11 protein-coding genes are annotated in these 13,419 nt (G+C 62.5%); 9 read left to right on the top strand and 2 right to left on the bottom strand.

Annotated features, from left to right (window positions below):
* The first annotated feature begins 44 nt into the window (after window positions 1-44).
* The 7 genes from AC05QJ_RS21345 to AC05QJ_RS21315 all read left to right on the top strand — a co-directional run bounded on the left by AC05QJ_RS21345 (window position 45) and on the right by AC05QJ_RS21315 (window position 8,763).
* Entirely contained in the window at window positions 45-548 is a 504-nt protein-coding gene (locus tag AC05QJ_RS21345) for a sigma-70 family RNA polymerase sigma factor (RefSeq protein WP_476743266.1), read from the top strand.
* Complete coding sequence (locus AC05QJ_RS21340; RefSeq protein WP_476743265.1) at window positions 545-1,489, top strand: FecR domain-containing protein; 945 nt, start codon at window positions 545-547, stop codon at window positions 1,487-1,489. Before AC05QJ_RS21345 ends, AC05QJ_RS21340 begins: the two co-directional genes overlap by 4 nt.
* Window positions 1,490-1,598: 109 nt before the next feature.
* The gene (locus tag AC05QJ_RS21335; RefSeq protein ID WP_476743264.1) at window positions 1,599-4,013 is read left to right on the top strand and encodes a TonB-dependent siderophore receptor; all 2,415 of its coding nucleotides are present in this window, start codon (window positions 1,599-1,601) and stop codon (window positions 4,011-4,013) included.
* A 187-nt stretch (window positions 4,014-4,200) separates the two neighbouring features.
* A complete protein-coding gene (locus AC05QJ_RS21330) occupies window positions 4,201-4,713 on the top strand; it encodes an RNA polymerase sigma factor (protein ID WP_476743263.1) in 513 nt (170 codons plus the stop codon).
* Window positions 4,714-5,670 (top strand): FecR family protein, encoded by a 957-nt coding sequence (locus AC05QJ_RS21325; protein WP_476743262.1) that lies wholly within the window; start codon window positions 4,714-4,716, stop codon window positions 5,668-5,670.
* 95 nt (window positions 5,671-5,765) lie between these two features.
* Complete coding sequence (locus AC05QJ_RS21320) at window positions 5,766-8,207, top strand: TonB-dependent siderophore receptor (protein WP_476743261.1); 2,442 nt, start codon at window positions 5,766-5,768, stop codon at window positions 8,205-8,207.
* Window positions 8,208-8,313: 106 nt separating this feature from the next.
* On the top strand, window positions 8,314-8,763 hold the full coding sequence (locus tag AC05QJ_RS21315; protein WP_476743260.1) for a hypothetical protein: 450 nt from the start codon (window positions 8,314-8,316) through the stop codon (window positions 8,761-8,763).
* Window positions 8,764-9,049: 286 nt separating this feature from the next.
* Here the strand turns inward: AC05QJ_RS21315 and AC05QJ_RS21310 are convergent, their stop codons facing one another.
* Both AC05QJ_RS21310 and AC05QJ_RS21305 read right to left on the bottom strand, forming a co-directional pair.
* Window positions 9,050-9,541 (bottom strand): tetratricopeptide repeat protein, encoded by a 492-nt coding sequence (locus AC05QJ_RS21310; RefSeq protein ID WP_476743259.1) that lies wholly within the window; start codon window positions 9,539-9,541, stop codon window positions 9,050-9,052.
* Between the two features lie 292 nt (window positions 9,542-9,833).
* A complete protein-coding gene (locus AC05QJ_RS21305) occupies window positions 9,834-10,763 on the bottom strand; it encodes a LysR family transcriptional regulator (protein ID WP_476743258.1) in 930 nt (309 codons plus the stop codon).
* Between the two features lie 177 nt (window positions 10,764-10,940).
* On the opposite strand from AC05QJ_RS21305, the gene AC05QJ_RS21300 reads away from it, so the two are divergent.
* Together AC05QJ_RS21300 and AC05QJ_RS21295 are read left to right on the top strand one after the other, a co-directional pair.
* Window positions 10,941-12,377: an NAD-dependent succinate-semialdehyde dehydrogenase gene (locus tag AC05QJ_RS21300; RefSeq protein WP_476743257.1), complete on the top strand. Its 1,437-nt coding sequence runs from the start codon at window positions 10,941-10,943 to the stop codon at window positions 12,375-12,377.
* A 19-nt stretch (window positions 12,378-12,396) separates the two neighbouring features.
* Window positions 12,397-13,386 carry an NAD(P)H-quinone oxidoreductase gene (locus AC05QJ_RS21295; RefSeq protein ID WP_476747983.1) on the top strand — a complete coding sequence of 330 codons (990 nt, stop codon included), beginning with the start codon at window positions 12,397-12,399 and terminating at the stop codon, window positions 13,384-13,386.
* Window positions 13,387-13,419 lie beyond the last annotated feature (33 nt).

Here is a 13,419-nt window from a genome sequence, read left to right as displayed (position 1 = left end):
TCACACAATGCGATACATTCCCATTTGCGTATCGGTTGCATTCCATGTCGACGCTCGACCCGGCAGCGCTTCATCTGCTTTACCGCGAACACAACAGCTGGCTGAAGGGCTGGTTGCGGGTACGCCTTGGCAACGCAGCCGATGCTGCCGACCTGGCTCAGGACACCTTCCTGCGCGTGATGACGGCGCGTAACGATGCGCCCATTCGCGAGCCTCGTGGTTACCTGAGTGCCATCGCCCGCTCCCTGTTGATTGATAAATCACGCCGCCGCGCCATCGAGCAGGCCTATCTGTTTGCGCTGGCGCAGCGCCCCGAGCCGGTGGAGGTGTCGCCGGAAGTACGGTTGTCGATCATCGAAATGCTGGTTCAGGTCGACAGCCTGCTCGACGAACTGGGGGCCCGCACGCGAGAGATTTTCCTTGCCGTGCAACTGGAAGGCATGAGTTACGTGGCCGCTGCCGAGCGGTTCGGCGTCTCGGTCACGACGGTAAAGAATCATCTGATTCGTGCCACGACCCGCTGCCTGTTGCTGGTCGAGGCACCATGAGCGGCCCCGACCTCGAGGTCCTGGAGGCGGCGGCCACCTGGTACGTGCAGCTCAATGACGGCATCGACGATGCCGCACGTGATCAGGCCTGGCGCACCTGGCTGCAGGCCAGCCCTGAACACGCGTCGGCCTGGGCGCGTGTCGAACGGCTGCAACAGCAATGGGCGTGCATTCCGCAGAAGGCGGCGCTGTCCGGCCTGGGGGCCGCCCAGGCACAGCGGCGCCAGGTGCTGAAGCTGCTCGGCCTGTTGCTGGCCGCCGGTGGCAGCACCTGGCTGGCCAGCGAGCAACTGCCGTATCAGGCGCTGCTTGCCCAGCAGCGCACCGGCGTGCGCGAACGCAAGTCACTGCGCCTGAGCGATGGTTCGCAGCTGGAACTGAATGCCCGCAGCGCCGTGGATATCCGTTTCGATTCAGCGTTGCGGCTGATCCAGTTGTACCAGGGGGAAGTGCTGATCGATACGGCCAAAGACCCCGCGCAACGTCCCTTTATCGTGCAGACCGCCAACGGCAGCGTACGCGCCCTGGGTACCCGTTTCAGCGTGCGTCAGTTGGCGCAGCGGACCCAGGTCGGGGTACTGCAGGCCGCGGTGGAAGTGCGCCCGCAGCATCCTTACGCGGCTCCCCTGCGTGTCGAGGCGGGACAACAGGTGAGCTTCGACGATACGGCAACCGGCAGTATCCGGCCGTTGCCCGCCGACTCGGCCGCCTGGGTACAGGGCATGCTCAGCGTGAATGACTGCCGGCTGGGCGACTTCATCAGCGAACTGGGACGTTATCGTCCGGGCGTGTTGCGTTGTGCCCGCGCGGTGGAAAACCTGAACATCTCGGGCACATTTCGCATCGACGACACCGATACGGTGCTGGAAAACCTCGGCAAGAGTCTGCCGGTAACGGTGCGCTACCTGACGCGTTACTGGGTCACCGTCGAACCTGCCTGAGGCGTTTGCAAAAAAATCTCGGGCTGCCTTGCTGATCTGGATTCTCATCCGTCAATGACACAAGCCGCGATCACAGCGACTTCTGCCACAGCAACGGAAGGATCACTCAATGCTCCCGCTTCACCTCAATGCAACCGCGCCTCTTGCCCACCTGGTTCGTTCTGCTCTGTTTGGCCTGACGCTGGCCAGCGTGCCCGGCCTGGCGTTGCTTTCCAGCCAGGCTGTAGCGCAGACCAGGACGGCGTATCAGATTGTCCCGGGCCCCCTGGGTGCCGCACTTACCCGGTTCGGCGTGCAGGCCGGGGTGACGTTGTCGTTCGATACCGAACAGACTCGCCAGCTCACCACGCCCGGTCTTGCGGGTGTCTACGGTGTGGAAGAGGGCCTGCAGCGCCTGCTCGCCAACAGCGGGCTGCAGGCCCAGCGCCAGGCCAATGGCGGTTATGTACTGGTTGCTGCCAGCGCCGAGGGCGCCGTGGAACTGGGGCAGACCAACGTGACCGGTACCGGTCTGGGCGAGACAACCGAAGGGTCGAACGCCTACACCACAGGCAGCACCAATACCGCGACGCGGCTGAACCTCTCGCTGCGTGAAACGCCGCAGTCGGTCAGTGTCGTTACGCGCCAGCAAATGGACGATCAGAACATGCAGTCCCTGGAAGACGTTGCCAGGGCGGCCACCGGCATCAACACCGCCAAGGACTTCGGCACGGAGCGTTCGCGCTATTTTTCTCGCGGGTTCCAGGTCAACGACCTGCAATACGACGGCGTCCCGACCAGCATCTCCGAAAGTTACTCGATGGACGTGACCTCGGTGAACAACATGGCGATCTACGACCGCGTAGAGTTCGTGCGCGGCGCAAACGGCCTGATGCAGGGCGCGGGCAACCCGTCGGCGGCCATCAACCTGGTGCGCAAGCGTCCAACGGACACCTACAAACTCAAAGCCGAAGTCGGCGCGGGTTCCTGGGACAACTACCACAGCCAGATCGACGTGGGCGGGCCGCTGAACGAGCAGGGAACACTGCGAGCCAGGGCGGTGCTGTTGTACAACGCGGGCAACAGCTTTGTAGATCGCGCCGACAAAGAGAACCAGCTCTTTTACGCCATTGGCGAAGCCGACTTGAGCGACGCCACTACGGTCAGCCTCGGTACCGTGTTGCAAAAGGACTATCACGGTGGCTATGACTGGGGTGGCCTGCCCACCCAACTCAATGGCAACTTTTATCCGCTGTCGCGCTCCAGCTCGTTCGCGCCCGATTGGGCACACCTGAACAAGATCAATCGCACCGTCTTCGCTGATATCAGGCATGCGTTCAACGATGACTGGAAACTGACGGTCAATACCAACCTGACGTGGTCGAACGCAGATTTTCTCGGGCTATACGGCAACAATATTGGCAACGACCAGTTCCGCCTGTACACCAACGACACTAAATATGACGACGAGCAGATCAGCCTCGATGCCGCGCTGAACGGCGCGTTCTACCTGCTTGGCCAGCGTCACGAACTGGTGTTTGGCGCTAACGCGCGCAAGGATCGGTTCATCAATGAGTCGCGGTACAACAACAACCCGAGCGTGGTCGACATTCTCGACTTCAGCCCTTCGCAAGTGATCGCGCCCACCTATGGGTATGAGCGAGTCCAGTACCGCAACGTGCGCAAGGACAAAGGCTTCTACGCCGCCACGCGGTTGAACCCTACCGATGACGTGCATGTGATCCTGGGCAGTCGCTTCAGTTGGGTGGACTACGCGTCTGCCGACTATGAAGACCGTTTCAAGGAAAACGGAAAAGTCATTCCCTATGCCGGTGTGGTCTATGACCTGACGGACAGCGCATCGGTCTACGCCAGTTACACCGAGATCTACCAGGTTCAGAACAACTACGACATCAACAACAAACTGCTCGACCCGATCACCGGCAGCAACTATGAGGTGGGTCTGAAAAACGAGTTCTACAACGGGCTGCTCAATACCTCGCTGGCGGTGTTCCAGGTCGACCAGAGCCATATGCCGCAAGCGGTTAGCGGTGCTGCACGGATTTGTGGTCCAGGACGTACTTCAACCTGCTACGAGGAAGGCGGCAAGGTCCGCAACCGTGGTTTCGAGGCTGAGGTTTCCGGCGAGATCCTCAAGGGCTGGAATGCGGTAGCGGGGTACACCTACAGCGATCCCGAATATGTCGCCGGAGCCCGTAAAGGCACCGACTACGCGACTGAAACAGCGCCCCGGCGCCTGTTCAAGCTGGCGACCAATTACCGTCTGCCTGGCGCGTTGAGCGACTGGCGCGTGGGTGGTGACCTCTATCATCAGAGCAAGGTCCACCTGGGTAACGTGGAGCAGGGTGCCTATAACCTGGTGGGGCTGAACGCAAACTACCAGATCAACCGCAACCTCAGCGCGCAACTGAACCTCGACAACGTGTTTGACAAGAAGTATTACGCCTCGATCTACAACTCGAACCTGGGCAACTACTACGGCGAGCCGCGTAACTTTGCCGTCACGCTTCGCTACGAAAACTGACGGGGTCTGGTCCCGCCGCCACCGCGTGTGCGGCGGGATTTCCAGCGTGGCTGTTTCGTGGCGCACGCCATCATTCAGAGCCCATGAACCTCACCCTTCGCCCACAGGAATCATTGCGAATGATTCTCACACAAGGTAGTCTCCGCCGCTTCCGATCCTACCGATCCTTCCTCGTCCGGAGTGCGCCGTGGCTGACAAAATGGAGCATTTGTTTCGCTTGTACCATCGCGAACTCCAGCAAATTGCCTATCGTCGCCTCGGCGACCGCGAGTTGGCTGCCGACCTCACCCAGGACACCTTCCTGCGCTATGTGAGCCTGGACCGTCAGGCGCGAACGGAGCGCATCGACAACCCTCAGTTCTTCCTGATCCGGGTCATGCGCAACCTGATCATCGACTTCTGCCGCAGCCGCTCACGCCGCGGTCCCCAGTCCTCGCTGGAGGACGTCCAGGATGAATTGCTCGATGTCGCCCCAGGCCCTGCCGAACTCCTGCTGCTGCGCGAGCAACTGCACCTGTTGCATGCGGCCCTCGGTGAACTGCCTGAGAGCTGTCGCCGCGCCCTGTTGCTGAATCGTCTGGAAGGCCTTGGCCATGGCGCCATCGCCGAGCGTCTTGGCGTATCGCCGAGCATGGTCAGCAAGTACATCATGCGCGCCCTGAGCCACTGCGCCCGGCGCCTGGGGCTGATGGAAGACTGAGTGAGCACGAACCCTTCATCGCCCCCTCAGTCGGTCCTGCGCGAACAGGCCCTGCAATGGCTGGTCGACCTGCATTCGGGGGACGAGCCGCACGCCGACTGGGACGCTTACCTGCAATGGTGCGAGACCTCGCCCGACCATCAACGGGCGGCCCAGGCCGCCGAGTGGCTGTGGGAGCAGGTGGGCGGTGCGTTGCAGCGCCCTGCGCCTCGCCCGCGGCGGCTGCCGATGCTGGGGCTGATACTGGCCCTGGGGCTGGGGGGCGGGGTGGCCTGGCAGGGACAGGAACAAGGCTGGATGGCGGACCAGCGCACCGGTGTGGGCGAGCGGCGCACCGTGCAACTGGCGGATGGTTCGCGCCTGGAGCTGGCGCCGCAGACCCGCGTCGATATTGACCTGGACGGCCCTCAGCGTGTGCTGCGGCTGTATGCCGGCGAGCTGTATGTGCAGGTCGCCGCCGACCCGCTGCGGCCGTTCGAGGTCGAGGCCGCGCAAGGGCGCATGCGTGCCCTGGGCACCGCGTTCGATGTGCGGCGTGAGGCGGGTAACGTGCACCTGGTGGTCACCGAGCACGCAGTGCACGTCAGCCTGCAGACCAATGGCGCCACGCGGACCGCCGAGGTAGCCGAAGGGCAGGGCCTGGATTACGACGCCACCGGGCTTTCCCGTCCCTATGCCGTGGACGCGGGTGCCGAAACCGCCTGGCGACAGGATCGCCTGGTGTTCAACCAGCGTCCGCTGGGCGAGGTGCTGGATGCCTTGAAGCCCTACCATCGCGGGCTGTTCTGGATCCGCGACGCGTCACTGCGGCAATTGCCGGTGACCGGCATCGTGGGCACCGATGACCTGCCAGCGCAGTTGCAGTTGCTGCAGCATTCGCTGCCGGTGCGTATCCGCCGGCTGCCATGGCTGACCGTGGTGGAGCGTGACGAAGCCCGGGCGCGTTCATCGCATTGAAAACTTTTTGCCGTCGCGCTGTCAGCTTTTCGCAGCCTGTCGTCTTCCCCTATCGAGAGTGATTTTTTCCGCTGACTTCAGCAAAGGGGAGACACATGCAGCACCTGATTTGCCGGACGGCCTTGAGCCTGGCCATCGCCACCACCACCTTCGCCGTGAACGGCACGGCACTGGCGGTCGAGGGTTCATCCAGCGCCAGCCACACCTTCACCATCTCGCCAGGCCCGCTGGACCAGGCGCTGACCCGCTTTGCCGCCCAGGCAGGACTGCGGCTGATGGTGCCCAGCGACGGTTTGCAGGGCCAGCGCAGCCAAGGGCTCAGCGGTGAGTTCAGCACCCGCGAAGGCGTCGAACGCTTGCTCAGGGGCAGCGACCTCAGGGCCACGTTCAGCGGCGACATCCTGCTGATCGAGAAGCGCCCGGCAGACGAGAAAATCCTCGAGCTTGGCGCCACTTCGATCAATGCCAACAGCGAATCCGCGTACGGCCCGGTCGAGGGCTATGTGGCCAGGCGCAGCGCCACCGCGACCAAGACCGATACCGCCATCCTGGAGACGCCGCAGACCATCAATGTCGTGACCCAGGACGAAATCAAGGCCCGTGGCTCGATGTCGGTCAGCGAGGCGTTGCGCTACACGCCGGGTATCCAGGTCGATGGTTTCACGGCACGGGTCAAGGCGTTCGACGAGCCCACTTCCCGGGGCTTCAATGCCACGCCGATGTACCTGGATGGTCTGCACCTGCCTTATGGCGGCGGCAGTACCGGTGGTGCGTTACAGATCGATCCCTACCTGCTCGAACGTATCGAGGTGCTCAAGGGGCCGGCTTCGGTCCTGTACGGACAGAACCAGCCTGGCGGTATCGTCAACATGGTCTCCAAGCGCCCGACGGCCGACGCCGTGCACTCCGTGACCCTGGGGAGCGGCAGCCATGACCGCAAGTACGGTGCCTTCGACCTGGGCGGTCCGCTCGATGACCAGGGCACCTTCCTCTATCGCCTGACGGGGGTGGTCAACGAAAGCGATTCGGAAGTCGACTACGCCGACCAGAAGCGAATGACCCTCGCTCCGAGCCTCACCTGGAACCTGAGCGAGCGCACCACCCTGACGTTCCATGGCCATTTCCAGAAGGACAACGACACACCGGAGCCGCAGGGCCTGCCGGTCTGGGGCACGGTGCTGGCCGACCCCAACGGATCTGTTTCACGCAGCCGGTTTATCGGCGAGCCGAACTACGCCTCGTACGACCGTGACCAGTTCAGTGTCGGCTATGAAATCTCCCATGAGCTGAACGATATCTGGACGCTCAAGCAGAACGCCCGCTATGCCTACGTGGACGACCGCTTCGTTTCCGTCCTGCACGGCTATGAATTCATGACCAGCCCGACCACCGGCCTCGACAACCAGAGCGCCATCGGCCGCTATGCCATCGACTGGTCGCAGACCAACAAGGTCTATGGCATCGACAACACCGCCCAGGCCGTATTCAAGACTGGCGAGGTCGAGCACACCGTGTTGCTGGGCGCTGATTACTACCACTTCAATTCCGAGTTTCTGGGACGTTACCAGTACGCGCCGCCAGGCATCGATCTGTACAACCCGATCTATGGTGCGCCGATCGACTTCAGCAAGGCCAGCGTCAACACCTGGGACAACACCATCCGGCAAACCGGCCTGTATGTGCAGGACCAGCTCAAGTGGGAGCGCTGGTTCCTGACCCTCGGTGGCCGTTACGACTGGGCGGTGACCGAAAACAACCAGCCGCTGTACAAGGTGGATAACAGCATCAGGAACGAGAAGTTCTCTGGACGTCTGGGCTTTGGTTACCTGTTCGACAACGGCGTCACACCCTATTTCAGCTACTCCGAGTCGTTCCAGCCCAACACCGGCACCGACGTGTCGGGCAACACCTTCGACGCCTCGACCGGCAAGCAGTATGAAGTGGGCATCAAGTACCAGCCGCCGGGTTCGGACAGCTTCGTGCAGGTGTCTGCCTACCAGATCGACCGCAAGAACGTCCTGACCAGCGACCTCGACAACCCTGGCTTCAGCAACCAGTCCGGCGAATTGCGTTCGACCGGTATCGAGCTCGAAGGCAAGGCTGCCCTGACCCGCAACCTCAATCTGATTGCCTCGGTCTCCCGTGTCGACGCCGAATACACCAAGGACAACGACGGGATGAAGGGGCGGCATCCGATCGGCATTTCGCCGCTGACGGCGTCCACCTGGCTGGACTACAGGATGCCGGACGACAGTGCCCTGCGGGGTCTGGGCTTTGGCGCCGGGGTTCGTTATGTGCGCAGCAGCCCGGGTACCAGCACCTCGTATCGCGCCTTTGAGGTTCCGTCGTACAGCGTCTACGACGGCATGATCTCCTACGATCTGGAGCGCTCGCCGCTGGCGATCCAGGGCGTGCGGTTACAGGCCAATGTGGAAAATATCGGCGACAAGCGCTATGTCAGTCGTTGTTCCGGGGTGTGGGAGTGCACGTACGGGCAGGGGCGCACGGTCACGGCCAATCTGACGTACGATTGGTGATGTGCACACGGATGTCCAGGTGCCTGTCGGTCCTGGGCATCAACCTGTCACTGCGCCAGTAGCGACCCCGAAGTCCTGGAACTGGCCTGGCATTCACGGAGCCCGCATGCGTATCACCCAGGATTCACGCGCAAACGAAATCCTCAGGCTTGAGCACCTCCTGGAGGGGTTCAACTATTCGGTCTGGGTTGACACCTACGGACCCTTCGAGCTGGATAGAACGCTCCAGGCGCAACTTGCCTGTTCCACTGGCAACGACGTGATCGTTGGCGGGCAGTCCCGCGTGACGGCAAGCGAGGCCCGCAGAGAGGTTACCGAGCAACTGCTGCACGTCGGGGATGGCGGTTACGGCCCACTGGACCTGAATGCAAAGCGCTCCGAAATCCTGAGTCTTGTTGAAGAGCTGTTCATGCATGTGCGTCTGGACCAGGCCAGCACCATAACCTCATTCTGGCTAAGCAAAGGTCATCCGGCTTATCCCGTGTTCTGGGACTTCGCTTTCGATATTCAGGGCGGTGGGAAAAGATGGATTCTGATGGGCAGTAGCAGTGACTAGCATGGGTATCTACACATCTTGCAGTCAGGCACATGGGGCCGGATCACTTGCGATCCTGTGGGGATTCACCGGAACGCCGGACCGCCGCGAAGGGCCGCAACGCGGCCCCAAAACCGGTATCCCGGGTGTATCACTCAGACCGGGGATTTCAGGCTTTACGACGGCTTCGCCGCCGATCACGGCGGTCCGGGCGCGGCCTCTATCATGATTTGTTTGTCCAGTTGGCCGTTCTTTTCCTGCTCCATCAACTGGTCAATCCACTGTTCGTTGGCTGGGCCATGTATCCCTAGGGTTGGTTCTCTCTCAGGTGCTTGAGCGTAACGTTCATCTTCTTGTGGCAGTCCAGGGTTTGGGGGTGGTTTTCGCCAAGCTCTGTCAAAAAAATCGCGCACGCTATTTTTAAATGCTCATTTGCCCTTTGGTAGTTTCGAGATCGAATCAAAGCCCAACCCAGATTTCCGTGTGCAATTCCAATATTCAGGTTCCCTTCAGGGTAGTGTTGCTCATCGATCTGGAGGGCTCGCTGGAGCGACTCAATGCCATTGCTTATCTGTCCGCTGAACGTGTAGGCCTGGCCTAAATATGTCCAGCGCCCTCCGAGAAGAGGGTCGTTTTTGTCAATGTTCTGGTCGATCTCCAATGCGGTTTTAAAGTAACTGATAGCGGCGTCGTATTGTTTGCTCGCCAAAAGACGCATGCCAATGTCGTGGCTTAAAAAAGCCAGCTCTTGATTGTTTAGATAATCAGCATTTTTTTGTGATTCGTAGCGTTCGATCATGTTGTCAAGCTCAGAACCTGCTGACGAAAGGCCTGAAAGCAGAGAGAGGAAAAAAACTAAAAATAAACGCATACATTCCCTTGTTTACATAACGTTCGGTTAACGGCGGCGGAGCACCGTCCCCGCGAGCGACTTAAACCGTGTGTCAGACGCGGCGTAAGTCAAGCATTCAGTCTGCAGGCGGTGCGACATCAGCCGCAGGTTGGCCGCGGTAGGCGCAGTCCATTCTGTGGGAGCGAACCCAGACACATCCATCAGTTTTTCAACGAGAGCGCTGATGCTCTCTTCGCGCTCACGTCCTGATCAACTCCAGCGCAATCCCCGCCAACTGCCCGCCAACCTGTTCCTTCAGCACCTCGACAAACCGGCTGATCTTCGCATCCACGAACTGGCGCGAGGTGTACACCGCATACACGTTGCGCTCCTGGGTGTGGTAATCGGGCAGCACCCGCACCAACGCCCCTGAACGCAGATCCTCGATCGCCGAAAACCCGGCCAGCAAGCCGATCCCCGCGCCGCTCCTGATGGCGACCGACATGGCCTCCATATCGTTCACGCTGAAGCTGGCGCCCGCGGGCACGAAGGTGAAGTCGCCTGCCGGGCTCTTGAGTTGCCATTCATCCCGCGCGTAATCGACGGTGCCGAGCAGCAGGCAGTGGTGGTCGCGCAGGTCCTGCGGTGTCTGCGGCGGCGCATGGCGGGTCAGGTAGTCGGGGGAGGCCACCAGCACGCAGTGGCTGACGCCGATCTTCTGGCTGACGTAGGCGGAGTCCGGCAGTACCCGGGCGATCTGGATCGAGACGTCCAGCTGGTCTTCCAGCAGGTTGGGCATGCGCTGCGAGAGCAGCAGGTCGACGCTTACCTCGGCGAATGCCTTGCGGTAGTCGAGCACGGCAGTGGTCACCAGGTGCCGTGCCAGGCCGGGCACGCAATGCACCCGCAGGGTGCCACGGGGTTCGAGCAGGGCATTGCGGGCCTCGGCCTCGGCGTTTTCCAGGTCGGCGAGGATCGCCGTGCAGCGTTCGTAGAAGCGCCTCCCGGCATCGGTCACCGACAGGCGCCGCGTGGAGCGCTGCAGCAGGCGGGTGTCGAGCATCTGTTCCAGTGCGGAGACGGCACGGGAGACGTTGCCGACCGTGGAGTCGAGGTGGTTGGCCACGGCGGTGAAGCTGCCCATTTCAACGACCTTCACATACACCGACATGTTCGACAGCTTGTCCATTTCCTGCTTCCCGAGTGCGAAATCGCGCCCATTAGAAAGCGATATTTCCTCTGGGCACAACACTGATTCCCTCCTGCCGGGCTAAATCGGCGAGGCCGTCGTCCCTAGACTCGATCGCACAGGCCAGCCCGCTCCATGGTGTGGCCTGACTTCCGAGAACCCATGAAGGCGACCCCCATGACGACTCACTACGACGCTCTGTACCTGTTTATCGACGGTGAATGGATCGGCCACGAAGGGCGTGCGACCGCCGCCGTGGTCAACCCGGCCACCGAGCAGGAAATCGGCCAGGTGCCGCTGGCCACGGCGGCCGACCTGGACCGCGCTCTTGAAGCGACACAGCGCAGCTTCGCGCAATGGCGCAAGACCGTGCCTGCCGAGCGCGCCGCCATCCTCAAGCGCGCCGCTGCACTGATCCACGAACGCGCCGCCTCCATCGCCACGCAGATGACGCTGGAGGAGGGCAAGCCACTGGCCGAGGCGCTGGATGAGGTGACCCGCGCGGCGGAGTATTTCGAATGGTTCGCCGAAAGCGCCCGGCGTATCGAGGGGCGCGTCGTGCCTGCCAACCGCCCCGGCGTGCTGCAACTGGTCAAGCGCGAGCCCATCGGGCCGGTGGCGGCGTTCACGCCATGGAATTTCCCGGCGATCACCCCGGCGCGCAAACTGTCTGCCGCCCTGGCCGCTGGTTGTACTGTGATTCTCAAGCCCGGTGAAGAAAGCCCGTCCACGGCGCTGGCGTTGGCCCGTGCCCTGGATGACGCCGGCTTGCCCAAAGGGGTGTTGCAGGTGGTGTTCGGTGTGCCGGACGAGGTCTCTCGTCACCTGATCGCGTCGCCGGTTATCCGCAAGGTCGCCTTCACCGGCTCGGTGCCGATTGGCCGGTTGCTGTCGGCCCGGGCGGCGGAGGGCGTCAAGCCGATCACCCTGGAGCTGGGCGGCCATGGGCCGGTGCTGGTGTTCGACGACGCCGACGTCGGGCGGGCGGCGCAAGAGGGCGCCGCCAACCGCTTCCGCGGCACTGGCCAGGTGTGCATTTCCTCGACCCGTTTTCTGATCCAGCGCGGCGTTTATGCGCAGTTCGTCGAGCGCTTCGTCGCCGCCACCCGGGCGCTACGGGTGGGCAATGGCCTGGATCCGGAAACCCGTGTCGGCCCGCTCGCCAACCTGCGGCAACTGACCAAGATGGAAGCGCTGGTGGCCGACGCCGTGGCCCGTGGCGCGCAGGTGCTGAGCGGTGGCGAAAGCCTGCCCGGCCCCGGCTTTTTCTTCGCCCCGACGGTGCTGGCCAATGTGCCGATGGATGCGCGGATCATGCACGAAGAACCCTTTGGCCCGATCGCCGTCCTGATGCCCTTCGATGAACTGGCGGACGCGCTGACGGAAGCCAACCGCTTGCCTTCTGGCCTCTCGGCCTACGCCTTCACCCGCGACGCCCGTACCGCCATCGATGTCGCCGACGGGCTGGAGGCGGGGATGATCGGTATCAACCAGTACCGCATCGTCGCCACCGAACTGCCCTTCGGCGGCATCAAGGACAGTGGCCACGGTTCCGAAGGTGGAACCGAGGGCATCGAGCACTACCTGACAAACAAATTCATCAGCCAGATCTAAGGACGACCCCATGGCCCTCATGAACGCCATCACCTTCGACACTTTCGGCGGCCCGGACGTGCTCCGGCTCGCAGAGGTTCCGACGCCGCACGTGCGCCCCACCGACCTGCTGGTGCGTGTCCACGCCGCCGGGGTCAACCGCGCCGACCTCACGCACCGCAAGGGCGGTTATGGCCAGCCGGACTTTGGCGACTCACCGATCATCGGCCTGGAGATCGCCGGCGAGGTGATCGAGACCGGCAGCGAGGTCGTTGGCTACCGCGTCGGCGACCGGGTGATGGGCGTGGTAGGTGGCGGCGCCTACGCCGAACGGGCGCGCATCGATTACCGCATGGCCATGCCGATTCCGGCGTCGCTGGACTACATCCATGCGGCAGCGATTCCCGAGGTGTTTGTCACGGCCCATGAAGCCTTGCTGCACCTGGCGGGGCTGCAACGTGGCGAGTCGGTACTGATCCATGCGGCGGCGGGCGGGGTCGGTTCCGCTGCGGTGCAACTGGCCTGTGCCACGGGCGCCACCGTCTATGCGACCACCGATGGCAGCAAGGTCGAGCGGGTCGAGCACCTGGGGGCCGAGATCGTCATCGACTACAAGCGCCAGGACTTCGCCGAAGCCATCACCTGGCACACCCAGGGCCGGGGCGTGGATGTGATCGTCGATTTTATCGGCGAGCCGTATTTCACCCGCAACCTCCACTCGCTGGCCAACGGCGGACGGCTGATCCAGGTCGGGATACTCGGTGGCGGCGGGGAGGTGACGGTGAAACTGGAAGACATCCTCTACCGTCACCTGCGGATCATCGGCACGGTGATGAAGTCCCGCAGCCAGCCGGAGAAGCACGCGATGATCCGGCGCTTTCGGGAACACTGGCTCGATCGTTTCGAGGGTGGCGGCAGCCTGGAGCCGGTGCTGGACAGCACCTTCCCGCTGGCGCAGGCAGCCGACGCCCATCGGCGCATGGAGTCGGCGGAGAATGTCGGGAAGATCATCCTGACGATGAATCAGTAGGAGCAGCCCAGCCTGTGGGAGCAAGCTCCCACA

This window comes from Pseudomonas sp. TUM25319 (assembly GCF_056388475.1).
This window is presented reverse-complemented; position numbering and strand designations above follow the sequence as displayed.